The organism is Lysobacter terrae (genome assembly GCF_054782215.1).
Window position 1 is genome coordinate 249,394 of the sequence record NZ_BAAGSX010000008.1, and the last position, 16,300, is coordinate 265,693.

Consider the following 16,300-nt stretch of genomic DNA (forward strand, 5'->3'; position numbering starts at 1 on the left):
GGGTCGAGCCGTATCAGGCCACCTTCACGATCCGCAGCGGGTTGCTCCACTCCTTCAACAACTCAGCCTCGCGCGCCTTGGCCTTGTGCAGGTGCTCTTCCTTGACGTGGCCGTAGCCGCGGATGTGCTCGGGGATCGACGCGATCTCGGCTGCCAGATCCACGTTGCCGCGATCCAGCTTGCCCAGCAGCCCTTCGATCGTCTTGAAGTAATCGACGATCAGCTGGCGCTCCATCTTGCGCTCCTCGGTCTTGCCGAAGATGTCGAAGGCGGTGCCGCGCAGCTTGCGGAACTTCGCCACCCACTTGAACGCGGTGAACACCCACGGACCGTACTCGCCCTTGATCAGGTGGCCCTGCGCATCCTTCTTCGCCAGCAGCGGCGGCGCGAGGTGGAACTTGAGCTTGTAGTCGCCGTCGAACTGCTGCTGCAGCTTCTTCTGGAAGTCGCCGCTGGTGTACAGGCGTGCGACTTCGTACTCGTCCTTGTACGCCATCAGCTTGAAGGCATAACGCGCGACGGCCTCGGCCAGGTCGGTGGAGCCGGCGGCCTTCTTCTCTTCGGCTTCGCGCACCTGGGCGACGAAGTCGCTGTATCGCTTGGCGTAGGCGGCGTCCTGGTAGTCGGTGAGGAAGGCGATGCGTCGCGCGATCAGCTCGTCGAGCGAGCGCGACAGGCGCGCATCGTCGAGCGGCATGAACACCACGTTGTCGCTGCCGTGCGCCGGCACGTGGCGCAGGTCGTCGCCGTCGCGCGTCTTCAACGGCGCGGCGTTCGCGCCCCACTCGTGGCCTTCCCACTCGCCGGCCTTGAGCATCGGCAGTTCGCGCGGCGTGGCTTCGGCGGCGGTCTGCGCGTTGCGGATCAGACCGGCGGCTTCGGCGACGGCCGTCGGATCGATCGCGGCAAGGCGACCCCAAGCGAATGCGGTCTTGTTCATCTCGACAGCTGCGCCGTTGAGTTCTACCGCGCGCATCAGCGAGTCGAACGCGATCGGCACGAGGCCCTGCTGCCAGGCGTAGCCCAGGATGAAGAGGTTGGTCGCGATCGCATCGCCGAGCAGTCCGGTGGCGAGCTGGGTCGCGTCGACAACGTGCAGCTTGTCGGCGGCCTGCTCGCTGGTGCCCAGCGCCTTGGAGATCGCGGCCACGATGTCGGTCGCGGGGAACTGCATGTCCGGACGCGTGGTGAACGTGCCGGGCATCGCTTCGTAGCTGTTGAGCACGACGTGGCTGCGGCCGGTGCGGATCTTCGACAGCACCCAGTAGTCGTTGACGACGACCATGTCGCAGCCGAGCACGAGGTCGGCCTCACCCGCGGCGATGCGCACGGCGTGGATGTCGGCCGGCGTCTTGGCGATGCGGATATGCGTGGTGACCGCGCCACCCTTCTGCGCCAGACCGGTCTGGTCGAGCACGGTCGAACCCTTGCCTTCCAGGTGGCCGGCCATGCCCAGCAGCGCACCGATGGTGACCACGCCGGTACCGCCGACGCCGGTGAGCAGGATGTTCCAGGGCTGGTCGAGCGCGGGCAGGGTCGGCATCGGCAGATCGCTCAAGCGATCCTTGGCCGAGGAACCCTTCTTCTTCTTGAGCGCACCGCCTTCGACGGTGACGAAGCTCGGGCAGAAGCCGTTGACGCAGCTGTAGTCCTTGTTGCAGTTGGACTGGTCGATCTCGCGCTTGCGGCCGAACTCGGTTTCCTTCGGCAGCACGGACACGCAGAACGACTTCTTGCCGCAGTCGCCGCAGCCTTCGCATACCAGCGAGTTGACCATCACGCGCTTCTGCGGGTCGACCATCTTGCCGCGCTTGCGGCGGCGGCGCTTTTCGGTGGCGCAGGTCTGGTCGTAGATCAGGACGGACGCGCCCTTCACTTCGCGCAGGCGCTTCTGCACGGCATCCAGTTCCTTGCGGTCGAAGAACTCGACGCCGGACGGGAAGAGCTCGCGCTTGTTCCACTTGGCGATGTCGTCGGACACCAGCACGATGGTGTCGACGCCTTCGCTGCGCACCTGGTGCGCGATCTGCGGTACCGACAGCGTGCCGTCGACCGGCTGGCCGCCGGTCATCGCGACCGCGTCGTTGTAGAGAATCTTGTAGGTGATGTTGACGCCGGCCGCGATCGACTGGCGGATCGCCAGCGAGCCGCTATGGAAGTAGGTGCCGTCGCCGAGGTTCTGGAACACGTGCGGGGTTTCGGTGAACGCCGCCTGGCCCGCCCACGTCACGCCTTCGCCGCCCATGTGCGTGAAGGTGTCAGTGTTGCGGTCCATCCAGGTGACCATGTAATGGCAGCCGATGCCGCCCAGCGCGCGCGAACCTTCCGGCACCACCGTCGAGGTGTTGTGCGGGCAACCCGAGCAGTAGTGCGGCACGCGCGGGAACTGCGCGCGCGGCAGGGCGAGTTCGGATTCCTTCTCGGCCATCCAGCGCAGCACGTTCTCGATGTGCTCGCTGTTGTGGAAGCGCTGGATGCGCTTGGCGATGACGCCGGCGATGCGCGCGGGCGTGAGTTCGCCCGTCGACGGCAGGATCCATTCGCCGCTTTCGTCGTACTTGCCGACGATCGACGGACGGCCACCGCCGTCCCAGTTGTACATCGACTCCTTCATCTGGCTCTCGATGAAGGCGTGCTTTTCTTCGACGACCAAGATGTCCTGCAGGCCGCGCGCGAACTGGCGCAGGCCGACCGGCTCCAGCGGCCAGGTCATGCCGACCTTGTAGACGCGGATGCCCAGGTCGGCGCAGGCGCGCGCGTCGAGGCCGAGGTATTCCAGCGCCTGCAGCACGTCCAGGTAGGACTTGCCGGTGGTGATGATGCCCAGGCGCGCATTGGCCGAGTCGATCACGATGCGATCGATCTTGTTGGCGCGTGCGAACGCCTGCGCGGCCTTCACCGCGTACTGGTGCAGGCGCATTTCCTGGTTGAGCGGCGGATCGGGCCAGCGGATGTTGAGGCCGCCTTCGGGCATCTCGAAATCGGTCGGGATGACGATGTCGAGCGCGAGCGGATTGACGTCGACCGACGCCGAGGACTCCACGGTTTCCGCGATCGTCTTGAAGCCTACCCAGCGACCGGTATAGCGCGACATGGCCCAGCCGATCAGGCCCATGTCCATGATGTCCTGCACACCGGCCGGGTTGAGCACCGGCATCATCGCGCTGACGAATTCGTGTTCGGAACCGTGCGGCAGCGTCGAGGAACGGCAGGCATGGTCGTCCGCCGCCAGCGCGAGCACGCCACCGAACTTGCCGGTGCCGGCGGCGTTGGCGTGCTTGAACACGTCGCCGCAGCGGTCCACGCCCGGACCCTTGCCGTACCACATGCCGTACACGCCATCGACCTTGGCGCCGGGGAACAGATTGGTCTGCTGCGTGCCCCAGACCATGGTCGCGCCCAGGTCTTCGTTGAGGCCCGGGGTGAACTTCACGCCCGAGGCTTCCAGGTACTTGCGTGCGCGCCACAGCTCCAGGTCGAACCCGCCCAGCGGCGAACCGCGATAGCCGGAGATGAAACCGCCCGTGTTGAGGCCAGCGGCCTGGTCGCGCAGGCGCTGCATCAGCGGCAGGCGCACCAGCGCCTGCACGCCGGACAGATAGATGCGGCCTTCGACGCGGCTGTACTTGTGATCCAGCGTGTAGTCGGGATCGACCACCGAATTGGTGAGCGACGTGTTCGCCGAGGAGGGTGAGCTGAGTTCGGCTGTGCTGGTCATGGGGCGTGACTCGTGGCGCGCGGCGGGGGAGCCGCGGGTGGCTGCGGGCGCCCGGCACTGCGCCTCACGACCGGGCAGGTCGCGAGGAAAGTCCCGAGCAAAGACTCGGAATTATAGCAGCGCGCCACCGGGCGCCTCCCTTCTCCCCGCGTGCGGGGAGAAGGTGCCCCGAAGGGGCGTGATGAGGGGCGCGGGGCGCAGCCCCGCGTGATCTAGCGACCGCCGATCCAGCTACCCTGAACCTGCAATCCAGCGTCCAAAAGGACCAGATCGGCCCGATAACCCGGGGCGATCCACCCCAGTTCGTCGCCCAGACCCAGGAATTGCGCCGGATAGGCTGACGCCATCCGGCAGGCCTCGGCCAGCGGCAGCCCCAGTCGCTCCACCGTGTTGCGCACGGCGGTCGCCATGTCGAGCGCCGAGCCGGCCAGGGTTCCGTCGGCGGTGGTGCACTTGCCGTCGCGGCAGGTCATAGGCACGCCGTAAAGGGCGAAGTCCTCGCGCTCGCCCCCGACCGGCGGCATCGCGTCGGTCACCAGCATGGTCTTGCCGATGGGTTTGGCGTTGATGGCGACGCGCAGCGCCGCGTCATGGACGTGGTAGCCGTCGACGATCAGCCCGCACCAACTATCGGGCTCGTCGAGCGCCGCGCCGACCGCACCGGGGTCGCGGCTCTGCAGCGGGGTCATCGCGTTGAACAGGTGGGTCACGCCGCGCACGCCAGCGGCAAAGGCCGCGCTGAGCTGCTCATAAGTCGCGGCCGTGTGTCCGGCGCACACGATCACGCCGCGCGCTGCCAACGCACGCAACGTCTCGGGCGAAAAGCGCTCCGGCGCCAGCGTGACCATGGTGCGGCCGACGCCGAGCGACGCGACCAGATCGAGCTCGCCCGCATCGGGCGTATGGAACTTGTGCGGATCGTGCACGCCCTTGCGCGCTTCCGACAGATACGGCCCTTCCAGATGAATGCCGAGGATGCCTGGCACGCCCTGCGCGATCGCTTCGCGCACCGCGTCGATCGCGCGAGCCATCACCGAGACGTCGTCGCTGATCAGCGTGGGCATCAGGCCGGTGGTGCCGAAGCGGCGGTGCGCAATAGCTATCCGGCGCAGGCCCTCGACCGTCGGCGTGTCGTTGAACAGCACGTCGCCGCCGCCGTTGACCTGCGTATCGATGAAGCCGGGCACCAGGTAGCCGCCCTGCAGGTCGATCGCCTGCGCGTCGCTAGCCGCTTCGCCCGGCAGTACCGCGACGATGTGCGCGTCTTCGACGACGACGCTGATGTCGCGCTCGAAGCCGCGTTCGGTCAGCACCTGGCCATTGCGGAAGACGAGCGGGCGTGTCGGCGAAGTCATGTCAGACGGTCTCGGTAACCTTGTTGAGATGCGGCGGCACGTCGGGATTGTGCCCGCGTGCGACGGCGAGCGCGTTCACCGCCCCGTAGAACGCCTGCACGGTGAGCAAGGGGGTGCAAGCCGGATGCAGCGACGGCGGCAACGGCAGCACGCCAGGCCCCGCAGCGCCCGGCCGCGCCAGCCACACCGGCGCGCCGCGCGCGCGGAATTCATCGGCGACGGCCGCGGCACCCGCGCCAGTATCGTCGTCCTGGGCGAAGACGAGCACGGGAAAATCCGGACCGACGATCGCCATCGGGCCATGCTTCACTTCTGCGGAAGAGAAGGCTTCGGCATGCAGGCCGCAGGTTTCCTTGAACTTGAGCGCGGCCTCCTGCGCCGCGGCCAGGCCGAGACCGCGACCGAGCACGAACAGATTGCTGGCCAGGCGCAGCCCCGACACCAGCGGCGACCAGTCCTGCTGCCACGCGACCCGCAGCGCGCCGGGCAGCGCGTCGGTCGCCGCGAGCAACTCCGCATCGCCACTCCAGCGCGCCGCCAGCTGCAAAAGCGCCGCCAGCGAGCACAGATAACTCTTGGTCGCGGCGACGCTGTTTTCCGGGCCGGCGTGCAGCGGAATCACGGTGTCCGCGAGTTTCGCGAGCGGTGAGTCGGCGACATTGACCAGCGCGACGACGCAGGCACCCGCGGCCTTGGCGATCTCCGCATTACGCAGCAGGTCCGGGCTCTTGCCCGATTGCGAGATCACCACGAACAGCGCGTCCGCGAGTTGCGGCTGCACCGCATACACCGAGCCGACCGATGGCGAGGCCGAAGCGGTGATCAGGCCCAGCGTGGTTTCGAACAGATATTTGCCGTAAGTCGCGGCGTGATCGGAACTGCCGCGCGCGCAGGTGACGATGAAGCGCGGCGGCTGCCGGCGCAGGCGTTCGACCAGCGCATCGATGACCGGCGCATTGGCGGCGAACTGACGGGCGACGGCGTCCGCGGCTTCTGCCGCTTCGGCGTGCATTTTGGTCGTGGTGGCATCAAGCATGATCGTCGCCCTTGTCGTCATACAGGCGGAGGGTTGCCGCGCTCATTCCGCATGCAACTCCGCAACGAAGTCGTACGCATCGCCGCGATAAAACGAACGCGTGAACTCGACCACACGCCCGTCTTCCAAAAACGTGCGGCGTTCGATGAACAAACCCGGGCTACCTTCGGGCAGGTGCATCAGCCGCGCCTGTTCGGCATCGAACGCGATCGCGCGCAGGCGCTGCAGCGCGCGCGCGGGACGGATGCCGCGCTGGGCGAAGGCTTCGTACAGCGAATTGCCGACCAGCGCCGGATCCGCCAGCACCGACTGCGGCACCGCCGTGCGTTCGAGCGCGAGCGGCTGCTCACCGGCCGTGCGCAGGCGGTAATAGCGCACGACCTGCGAGCCCGGCGACAGATTCAGCGCCATCGCCTCTTCCGGCGTCACCTCGCCGATGCCGCGCTCCAGGAACACCGATTGCGGATCGAGGCCGCGCGCACGCAGGTCGTCGGTGAAGCTGGTGAGCTGCGAAAAGGATTTGACGATGCGCTCGGCGACGAACGTGCCCGCGCCCTGCCGCTGCATCACCAGGCCGTCGCCAACCAGGCCGGCGATCGCCTTGCGCACGGTGACGCGCGAAAGGTCCAGCCGCTTGCCCAGCTCGCGTTCGCCGGGAAGGGCCTGGCCGGGCTTGAGTTCGCCATTTTCGATGGCGTGCTGAAGCGTCCGGCGCAGGTGCTGGTAGGCGGGTGCGCGGCGGGCCGCGGCCTGGCGGTGGAATTCGGCGACCAGATAGTCGTGCATTGCGAAACAATACCAGTGACAGACCAGCGACGGCAAATAACGCCTTGTTTACATAGATATCACCGGTAGTGGTATGCAAGTGGTATCTCGTGGTGGTAAGGTCCCGCCGTCCGCCCTACCGGAACGCCCATGACCCCCGCCGCCCCCGTCGGCCCCGAGCCGCTGCTTCACGCCATGCCGCTGCCGGCCTTCGACCTGGTGATCTTCGGCGGCTCCGGCGACCTCGCCCTGCGCAAGCTGCTGCCGGCCTTGTTCCACCGCTATTACGACGGCCAGATCGTCGATGGCACCCGGATCTTCGGCGTCGCCCGCGATGCCCGCAGCGATGACAACTACCGCGCGCAGGTGGGCGAGGCGCTCGCCCCGATCGCGGCGAAGGAGAGCGAGGGCGACGCCGTACTGACCCGCTTCCTACAACTGCTGCACTACCAGCGCCTGGATCTGGGCGACGACGCCGGCTGGCCGGAATTCAGCGAATCGCTGCGCCGCGAAGGGCGCGTGCGCGTGTTCTACCTGGCGGTCGCGCCGCAGCTGTTCGCGCAGGCCGCGCATCAGCTCGACGCCTGGAAGCTGATCGACGCCGATACCCGCGTGGTGGTCGAAAAACCCATCGGCACCGACGGCACCAGCGCCGATGCGATCAACGATGCACTCGGCCGCGTCTTCGCCGAGCGGCAGATCTTCCGCATCGACCACTACCTGGGCAAGGAAACGGTGCAGAACCTCACCGCGCTGCGCTTCGGCAACGCGCTGTTCGAACCGCTGTGGCGCGCCGAGCACATCGACCACGTGCAGATCACCGTCGCCGAAACCATCGGCGTCGAAGGCCGCGCGCCGTACTACGACCGTGCCGGCGCGTTGCGCGACATGGTGCAGAACCATCTGCTGCAGCTGCTGTGCCTGGTGGCGATGGAACCGCCGACTTCGCTCGACGCCGATGCGATCCGCGACGAAAAGCTCAAGGTGTTGCGTGCGTTGCGGCCGATCGACGAGCACAACGCCGCGCAACTGGTGATCCGCGGCCAGTACCGCGGCGGCGCCGCCGAAGGCCGCGCCGTGCCCGGCTATGCCGACGAACTCGGCCGCGGCTCCCACACCGAAACCTTCATCGCGCTCAAGGCCGAAGTACGCAGCTGGCGCTGGGCCGGCGTGCCGTTCTACCTGCGCACGGGCAAGCGTCTGCCGTCGCGGGTCTCGGAAATCGTGGTGACGTTCCGACAGGTACCGCATTCGATCTTCGAAGGCGTCAGCGCGCTCGCTCCCAACCGCCTGGTGCTGCGCCTGCAGCCCGACGAGAGCGTGACGATGTGGCTGATGAATAAGGTGCCCGGCCCCGGCGGCCTGCGTCTGCGCCACGTGCCGATGGACCTGAGCTTCGCCGAGACCTTCGGCGGCCGTCAGGCCGATGCGTACGAACGCCTATTGATGGACGTGGTGCGCGGCAACCCGATGCTGTTCATGCGCCGCGACGAGGTCGAAGCGGCATGGAAATGGATCGACCCGATCCGCGCGGCTTGGCAAACCCACAACGACGCGCCCAAGCCGTACACCGCCGGCACCTGGGGTCCCAGCGCCGCGGTCGCACTGATCGAACGCGACAACAGGACCTGGCATGAAGATGCCGCGTGAGGCGCTACGAGTGATTTCGCCGGCGCAGCCGCCGCTCGAAACCTCGGTTCACGCGAACGCCGATGCTTTGGCCGAGGCGCTCGCCCGCTGCGTCGCCGACGATCTGCGTGATGCGATCGCCCGCAACGGTGTCGCCAAGCTAGCACTATCCGGCGGCAGCACGCCGCGGCGCTTCCTGCAGGCGCTGTCGCGCGAAGCGCTGGCTTGATCGCGCGTGCGCGTCCTGCCGGTGGACGAGCGCTGGCTGCCCCCCGTGCACAAGCGTTCGAACGAACGCCTGCTGCGCGAGCACCTGTTGCGCAACGCCGCGGCGGACGCGCAACTGCTGCCCTTGTTCCGCCCGGTTGCCACACCCGAACGCGCGCTGCAGTCGGTGTTGACCCAGGTCGCGCTGCAGGTGCTGCCGCTGGACGTTGCCGTGCTCGGCATGGGCGAGGACGGACACATCGCCTCGCTATTCCCCGACCTGGGCGTATACGACAGGAGCCGCCGCGACATCGGCCTGCATCCGTCGGGACGTGCGCCGTTGCTGGCGGTGCGCAGCGCCGCCGCGCCCGAGCCGCGGATGACGCTGACCTTGAGCGCGATCTACACCGCGCCTTCGCTGTATCTGCACATCGAGGGAGACGCCAAGCGGCGCGTGTTCGAAGCGGCCATCGCCGACCCGCGCTGTCGCCTGCCGATCCGCATCTTCGTCGCGCAGGCGCCGGTGGCGCCGAAGGTGTTCTGGTGCGCCGATGCGACCGCATGCGATGCGATCGGGCCACCATTGCCTCGGCCGACCGAGTCGCCCTTGCTGTGCAGCTCGGGTGCAACTCGCTTAAGAGACCATCGCGACCCGCATTCAGATGCAGCTTTGATTGCCGAGCATTCCGCGCAAGCGCGGAGCAAGCCGCAGTGTGCCTATCGCAATCCGATTGAAAAATGAGCCGGCGACACCTACTGCCATGGCAACGCCGTAGCCGAGAGCTTCTTCCAACTGCCCCAACGCGAACGGATCCGGCGAAAGATCTGCTCGACGAGGGAGCTGGCAAAGGCCGATGTCTTCGATTACGTCGATATCTTCTACAAACGACAGCACGGAGCGAGCGTCGGGATGGCTCAGGTAGAGTGCCGGGCGCAGATTGTCGGGGATCTCAGTGCCTAGAAACCCTGGTCGGTTCAAAGAAGACACCACGTGCGATACACGTGGTGCGCTAACGCCCAGCAGGCTTTCTACTTTTCACGGACTTCGTCCGGGTCGCTCGCGATCGGAACAGGATCTGATCTTAACCGCCCTGTAAAATAGCCGCCGCCTTCGAGAACTGCGCACGGGCGGACATACCTATCAAAGATATGAGCTGGCATAGTCCCAGCGATTTTTGCGACGTCTCCAGTGGTAGCAAACCCAAACTCCACCGCCCGCTGCCCGTCAATATAGGGGTCCATGGCAAACCGTTTTTTGGTCCCTTCGCAATTAATGACCACGATGGAAAAATATAACTGACGGCGCTTTATCCTCGCAGCGTCGCGCATGGGGATTTCAACTTGGACTAGTTCAGCATCGCCAGTCCGGCGTGCAGCCGCAGATGTGACATGCGGACGGAGCTCGCATCCAGTCAAAGCGCATGCCGCAAGGCACAAAAGACCAATGCTTGAAATCTCCACAATCGCATTCTTCATTTTTGGGGCTTGTCCGTATATGAAGAATTAATGAGCTGGCTCGCGTCGGCGTCCTTCATCATCTTCGTAAAGTCACCATGGTTAGCTGATGAAGTCTTGGAAATGTCCGCCCCAGAGAGATTGGTAACACCTTGGAATACACGCCCAGCATAGGCAATCGCGTCCGAAAAATTCACCTTAGTAGTCGTTTGCGCGATAACGTTGACCCAATTAGATACGTTTTCTGGCTTCGACCCACTACCAGCACCGCCGACCGGATCAATTGTTACTAAATTGGTGATTCGCGCCGAAGTTTCATTTGCTTGCGAAACGGCTTCGCCGCCGCCGAGGCTATGGCCGATGACGTTCAGCGGTTCACCCTTTGCCAGGGGCGCCTCCAGCGCGGCCTGAATCCGTTCGTTCTCGTGCCAACCGAAGTATTGGATATCTCGATCAGGGTGCAGTTGCTTTTGCGTCTCGGCGTAGTTCTGGACGAGCCTGCTACTGTCCTTGTCGGACGCGCCCCCGATATAAATATCCCGCCTACCGTCGGGGTCGGTCCTAGAGTACGGATTATTGCTGGCATACCAATACCGATTGAAGCTGGCTCCAAGGCTGGTATAGGCGGTAATAGGATCGACGCTTAGGAACCTCCCGACCTGCGGATCGTAGTACCGCTGCTGCATATTGATCAGGCCTGTCGCCGCATCCATGACCTGACCGGAGTAACCCACGCCGTCGACCGTCTTATTGATCGCAGCACCGTAGGGCTCCCATTGCGTCCGCTCGATCACCTGTGCGGATTGATCCGTTACGGCCACCGGGCTGCCCAGCGCATCGGTGTGCTGGTATTTAGTCGTATAGGCACCGCCATAGGCCTGTTCGCGGATCGCCACGAGACTGCCGCCCAAATAGACGTACTCAAGCGCCTTGGCCTTCCGTTCGTCGTTCTGATAAAGCAGCTGACCGACTTGGCTGTATTGGGACAGGATGCTGCCTTGCGTGGGGCTCCAGGCCAGGACGCGACGCCCTTGCGCGTCGTACCGGTAGGATTCCTTGCCGGTGACTTCGCGCAGGCGATTGCCGTAGTCGAACGAGTAGTTCTGCCCATTTTTGTTCTGCAGATTGCCCTGCACGTCGTAGCCCAGGCCGACGATGCTCGCGCCGCTGCTGTTCTGGATGTTGGTCAGGCGATTGTTGGCATCGTAGTAGTAATTGGCGTAGTCCTTGACGCCTGTCAGCTTCCACGACTTGAGGTTGTCCAACGTGTCATACGCGAAGCGGTGCCACTGATCGCCGCCAAACATCGCTGATTGCACAGCGGTTAGGCGATCCAGCTCGTCATACTGCATCCATCGATGGCGAGCAGTAGTTCCTGGCGTTAGATCCGGAATGTAGTCGTAAACGTGATCGACGTTGCCATTGGCGTCATAGCCATAGTCATAGTCCAACGCTCCGCCACCGTCTGTCACTCGCGCCGGCAACTGACGCAAATTCTGCGTCATCGTATGGGTGAGTCCATTGCCGTACGTGAACTGCTTGATGCCGCCGTTGGGGTAGTAGCTGACGCCGGTGGCATAAGTGCCAGCCTTCGTCGCTTGGCCCAACGCGTTCGGCGCATAGTCCACGTATAGGCCGGTTGTTGGGTACGACTGTCCTAGCAGTGCCCCATTGGTGTCATAGGTGTAGCCCAGCCCCCAGGTGTACCAGCCCGGTTGGCTCATGCTCTCTCCAGTGAGCAGGCGGCGCTTGTTGTAGGTGTAGGTGTTGACCACCGGCGTAGTGCTGCCCGGGTCGTTGTAGGTGGTGATCTCCGACAGCAGACCATCCTTGGTATAGGCGAGGTTTTGATCCCCATGACCGTCCGCGAAGCGCAAGGCGTCGACCCGGTTGCGTGCGTCATAACGGCGCCAGGCCAAGTGGCCGCTCGACCAAGCGGCGTCATAGCTGCAGTCGGCCGTACTGTTTTGCGGCAGCCCGGACCAAGTGTGGGTGAGATTGCCGGCCTCGTCGTAGAGCATCACGGTCGAGCCGGTTTCCGGCTCGACCGTCTTGCACAACTGCTGATAGCCGTCATAGACGTAATTTCGCGCGACGCTCTGACTGTTGTCGGCGTTGTGGCGCACCAGCGACTTGGGCTTACCGAAGACATCGCGGGTGATGTCAGTGAAGGCTCCCTCCGGGTGCGTGATCGCAACCGGCCAATCCGTGATGGGCTGGTCGTAGGCCAGGTAATTAGTTGTGGTGAAAAAGCCACGCGGGTTGGTGACGCGGGTCTTGAAGCCCGCCAGGTACTCCGTGGAAGTGGTCAGTGGCTGCTGCCCTAGCTCGGAGTCCTGCTTGACGCTGGTGACGCGGTCGAGGGCGTCGTAGAAGCTCCAGGTGCCGGTGGCCGAGGGGATCAGGTCCGTACTCGGGTAGGACTGGAACGCCACCCGGCTAGATACATCGTAAGTGGTCGAAGTGGATCGCAAGGTGCCTGGGGTGTTGTCGATGTCGTACTCATGGACGAGGACTGGCCGCCACATAGCATCGACGTACGTGACCTTAGCGTATTTACCTTGGGTAATGGACTGACGCCATTGTCCAGCCACCACTCCAGCCGGCTTCCAATCCGCGGCCGTCAGTGGGCGAAACTCGATGTCCTTAGCGTTCCAGGCGACCGTGTCATTCGGCGGGTAGGCGATATGCGCCAGTCGGCCCAAGGCGTCGTATGCGAAGGAGGTAACGTAGTCGTTTTCATCGGTGGTAGAAGCTAATGTTCCATCATCGTTCACAACTGCCGACTTTGTAGCGCCACTTGGCGATTCTGTCGTGGCCGGATACCGAACCGATTGAGGAACGCCTCGCTTCCACGCAGACAAACTGATTGTTGTTTCCGCACCCACGATGCCATCACGGCCGTCTGACACAGACGCAATAGTGCTATCAGCATTGTAGGTAAGAGTCTGAGTTAGCTTTCCAAACGCATAAAATCGAATTGGCAGGGCCGACGCCAAGTCATAATCGATACGACTAGATTCAACCCCATTGGTCGTCGCGCGACTAATTTGGCCAAGCGCCCACTTGCCAAAGTGATCAAAATACTCCGTCGTATCAGTCTTGCTATATCCGAGTGTGTTCGACTTTGCTTCGCTTGTCGCTCTTGCGAGACTGTCATAAGCGTTCACTTGTCGGTTAAACGTCACCCCGTCTTGAGTAACTGAACGCGACTTCAGGGGAACGGCTCCCTCTCCGCTGCGATCACATCTATAGCAGGGAATGGTTCCCCACTTCGCGGGATATGGCTGACCAGTTGGATCGTTTTGATACGACAGATTTTCGCTATAGAGCGTCTGACTGCCTGAGCCAATTTCGCGTAGTAGCAGCTTCCCTTCGTTCACCCCGTATCGATTGCTGAAGGTGCTGCGCTGCCAACTGCCATCGGGCTGGTTGACGGTGACGGAGCGAGTCGCGGAGCACGTTCCCCCCGGGCACTCAGATTCCCACGTCCCTGTCGAAGGCGCGTAACTAAAGCCCCATGTCATTGCAGTCAGGCCAGGGCCGGAGATGTTCTTGCTAATCAAAGCAAAGGCATCGACGTACTTAGAATCATAAGGCGCAGAACTAGACCCTGCCCATAGACAGGAGAAGGGTACGTTTGACCTGCCGTGGCGCCTGCGTTCGAACGTGAAGGCGCCGATCGCCCCGGATGGATGCGTAATTGTCTTGATCGCGCTCCCTGACTGTACCGGATACATATCGGCACAGTCATGCCATCCCGAACCACCAAAATTTGCCGGCTTCTGCGAAAAGTCGTAGACCCACTTACTCGAATCTGGTAGCAGGACCTCGGTCAGCCTGAAATCGGTGGAATACGTGTATCGCCACGTTCGCGATGCTGCGGTCGCGGTTGCCAAAAGTCCCGTTGCGTTATACGTCAGCGCTATCGAGCGCCCATCACTGCTTTGAATAGAAAGCAGCTGCCAAGGGTGGGCGTCATCGTACGTATACGTAACGTAGTTTCCGAAGCGGTCCTCGGCACGTGTCGGATAGATGTAGATCTCATAACGATCCAAATACGAAAGCGTTTGAAATGGGAAAGAGCCTGCGGTGACGCTCAGCGATGGCATCGGCCGCTTGGAAAACCAGTTGAACGTATATTTTGTTCCGTCTGGCGCTGTTGCCAGGAACCCCTCGCCAGTGCCGTTGGCAGTGCTTTGCAAGCACGACATCACCCACTGGCCATCCGTTATCCAACGATACTGCGCTCCATCACTGGGTCGCGGGGCGTTACCGGCTATAACCATCATTTTTTGGTCGCCGGATCCAGGGACGTACAGGCTGTTTCCATACCAGTACTGGTACGGCTGGAAGCCAATCATGTTGTCGGAGCCAAAGACAAGAGGTGGCTGGCCCAGGGAGGGGTCGGCGCTGTCTACCGAGCACCTGGCGTCTGGCGTAGACGTTGATACTTGCCAGCCCTTGGAAGTGGAGAACACACCGTGAAGATGAGGAATGTCTAGCTCCCAATCCCCGAGATTCCTTAGAGAGGGGTTATAAGCGCTGTCCGTCACCTCATGACGCCTGCCGAGTTCAACTTTTAAACCATTGTTTCCGGGTATCGAGATGTCAGTGGTGACAAACTCCGTCGCCCCTGAATACAAGTTCGTGCGATCCCCAAATAGCGAAGTTCCCAGCGACTCAACCTTGGGCTTGGTTAGCTCTGCGTAGTCATAGCCAATCTTCGCGGCCTGGCCGAACACAACAGGCGAAACAAGTAGCGCCATTACGGCGCTAGCCACTTGTAACTTTTTCATCCCCTTCCTTTTCAGCCCATTGCGGGCCGAGGTCCCTAGTCCGAATGTTCGGCCACTATACCCGCGCCTTCAGTCGCGGCAGGTGGCCTGCTCAGTCACAGTTCGTTGCGTAATGTGCAACGTAGGGCGGCGCTACGGCCAAGGGTTAGGATGGCGCCGACCCAGAGTGGGTTACATCGCCAGGCTTCGGTGCTGCGCCTCAATTCTTGGGTCGCGGCGGCGCGGTCGAGCCGCGCACGACCAGCTGCGGACTGAAGCCTTCGTTCGGCAGCGGCTGCGCATTCGCGTCTTCGCGGATTTCCTGCAACAGCCGGCGCGCGGCATGGCGCGCGATGTCTTCGGTGGCCTGCTTGGCGGTGGTGAGCGCCGGCCAGCTCTGCTTGGAGAACGGACTGTCCTCGAAGCCGGCGATCGACAGGTCGTAGGGCACGTTCATGCCGCTGGAACGGGCCGCGGCCAGCACGCCGGCCGCGATTTCGTCGTTGCTGCCGAAGATCGCGGTGGGGCGGCTCGACAGCGCGAGCAGGCGGCGTGCGCCGCGGAAGCCGTCGTCGAAGGAGTAGTCGCCTTCGACCACCAATTCCGGATCGACGCCGATGCCGTAATCGCGCAGCGCGTCCTCGTAGCCCTTGTAGCGTTCCCATGAGGAGCCATGCGACTTGCCGCCCCAGAGGAAGCCGATGCGCGAGTGGCCGAGCTGGATCAGGTGCTCGGTGATCTCGTACGCCGCGTCGCGGTCGTCGACATAGATGCAGGCGCTGCCGTCCTGCGGGTCGGCGGTGGAGGAGACGATGCGCACCAGCTTCACGCCGTGCGCGACGAGCTCATCCACCAGTTCGTGCCGCTCCGACATCGGCGGCGCCAACACCAGCCCGGCGAGGCGCGCGTGCTTGACCAGAGAGACGATCTCGTTCGCGAGGTCGGGCGAAGCGGAATCGCAGGGGTGGATCTGCAGGCCGTAGCCGGTTTCCCGACACACCGACAGCACGCCGTTCTGTACCGCGATGACGTAGTAGGGATTCGGGTTGTCGTAGATCAGCCCGATCGCATACGACTGCGCGCTGCGCAGGCTGCGTGCCGACGGGTCCGGCTGATAGCCGAGTTCGGCGATGGCCTGGCGGACGCGCTCGCGCGTTCGCGCCTGCACGCTGGGTTCGTCGTTGATGACGCGCGACACGGTTTTCAGCGAAACCTGGGCGCTGGCGGCGACGTCTTTGATCGTGGGTCTGCGCAACGTGGCCTCGTGGGGGGATTCATCCGAGGTCCGCGGCGCCTTGCGACGCCGTGGGCCCGGTAGCCTAGGGCGAGTGCGCACGGATGAAAAGCGCACCACCGG

At 63.7% G+C, this 16,300-nt stretch carries 8 protein-coding genes and 2 pseudogenes; 3 read left to right on the forward strand and 7 right to left on the reverse strand.

Annotated features, from left to right (window positions below; translation table 11 throughout):
• Positions 1-13 precede the first annotated feature (13 nt).
• The 4 genes from ACYVJ8_RS12935 to ACYVJ8_RS12950 form a co-directional block, all read right to left on the reverse strand.
• Positions 14-3,718 (reverse strand): indolepyruvate ferredoxin oxidoreductase family protein, encoded by a 3,705-nt coding sequence (locus tag ACYVJ8_RS12935; protein ID WP_460713020.1) that lies wholly within the window; start codon positions 3,716-3,718, stop codon positions 14-16.
• A 212-nt stretch (positions 3,719-3,930) separates the two neighbouring features.
• Positions 3,931-5,073 carry an N-acetylglucosamine-6-phosphate deacetylase gene (gene nagA / locus ACYVJ8_RS12940; RefSeq protein WP_460713022.1) on the reverse strand — a complete coding sequence of 381 codons (1,143 nt, stop codon included), beginning with the start codon at positions 5,071-5,073 and terminating at the stop codon, positions 3,931-3,933.
• Between the two features lies 1 nt (position 5,074).
• Positions 5,075-6,109 carry an SIS domain-containing protein gene (locus ACYVJ8_RS12945; protein WP_460713024.1) on the reverse strand — a complete coding sequence of 345 codons (1,035 nt, stop codon included), beginning with the start codon at positions 6,107-6,109 and terminating at the stop codon, positions 5,075-5,077.
• 42 nt (positions 6,110-6,151) lie between these two features.
• Complete coding sequence (locus ACYVJ8_RS12950; protein ID WP_460713026.1) at positions 6,152-6,895, reverse strand: GntR family transcriptional regulator; 744 nt, start codon at positions 6,893-6,895, stop codon at positions 6,152-6,154.
• A 129-nt stretch (positions 6,896-7,024) separates the two neighbouring features.
• On the opposite strand from ACYVJ8_RS12950, the gene zwf reads away from it, so the two are divergent.
• From zwf to ACYVJ8_RS12965, 3 genes and pseudogenes are all read left to right on the forward strand, one after another.
• Positions 7,025-8,524, forward strand: a complete 1,500-nt coding sequence (gene zwf / locus ACYVJ8_RS12955; protein WP_460713028.1) for a glucose-6-phosphate dehydrogenase — start codon at positions 7,025-7,027, stop codon at positions 8,522-8,524.
• A pseudogene (pgl, locus tag ACYVJ8_RS12960) lies at positions 8,514-9,452 on the forward strand (6-phosphogluconolactonase). The gene zwf and the pseudogene pgl overlap by 11 nt, the downstream one beginning before the upstream one ends.
• A 15-nt stretch (positions 9,453-9,467) precedes the next feature.
• A pseudogene (locus ACYVJ8_RS12965) lies at positions 9,468-9,671 on the forward strand (IS3 family transposase); the annotation flags it as partial.
• Positions 9,672-9,739: 68 nt separating this feature from the next.
• On the opposite strand, the gene ACYVJ8_RS12970 reads toward ACYVJ8_RS12965, so the two are convergent.
• From ACYVJ8_RS12970 to ACYVJ8_RS12980, 3 genes are all read right to left on the reverse strand, one after another.
• On the reverse strand, positions 9,740-10,186 hold the full coding sequence (locus tag ACYVJ8_RS12970; protein ID WP_460713030.1) for a hypothetical protein: 447 nt from the start codon (positions 10,184-10,186) through the stop codon (positions 9,740-9,742).
• Entirely contained in the window at positions 10,183-14,964 is a 4,782-nt protein-coding gene (locus ACYVJ8_RS12975) for an RHS repeat domain-containing protein (RefSeq protein WP_460713032.1), read from the reverse strand. Before ACYVJ8_RS12975 ends, ACYVJ8_RS12970 begins: the two co-directional genes overlap by 4 nt.
• A gap of 199 nt (positions 14,965-15,163) precedes the next feature.
• Positions 15,164-16,198, reverse strand: a complete 1,035-nt coding sequence (locus tag ACYVJ8_RS12980; protein WP_460713034.1) for a LacI family DNA-binding transcriptional regulator — start codon at positions 16,196-16,198, stop codon at positions 15,164-15,166.
• Positions 16,199-16,300 lie beyond the last annotated feature (102 nt).

Bases quoted from the DNA above. Each gene is read 5' to 3' on its own strand.
- ACYVJ8_RS12935 (WP_460713020.1), bottom strand. From the start codon at position 3,718: ATGACCAGCACAGCCGAACTCAGCTCACCCTCCTCGGCGAACACGTCG.
- nagA (WP_460713022.1), bottom strand. From the start codon at position 5,073: ATGACTTCGCCGACACGCCCGCTCGTCTTCCGCAATGGCCAGGTGCTG.
- ACYVJ8_RS12945 (WP_460713024.1), bottom strand. From the start codon at position 6,109: ATGCTTGATGCCACCACGACCAAAATGCACGCCGAAGCGGCAGAAGCC.
- ACYVJ8_RS12950 (WP_460713026.1), bottom strand. From the start codon at position 6,895: ATGCACGACTATCTGGTCGCCGAATTCCACCGCCAGGCCGCGGCCCGC.
- zwf (WP_460713028.1), top strand. From the start codon at position 7,025: ATGACCCCCGCCGCCCCCGTCGGCCCCGAGCCGCTGCTTCACGCCATG.
- ACYVJ8_RS12970 (WP_460713030.1), bottom strand. From the start codon at position 10,186: ATGAAGAATGCGATTGTGGAGATTTCAAGCATTGGTCTTTTGTGCCTT.
- ACYVJ8_RS12975 (WP_460713032.1), bottom strand. From the start codon at position 14,964: ATGAAAAAGTTACAAGTGGCTAGCGCCGTAATGGCGCTACTTGTTTCG.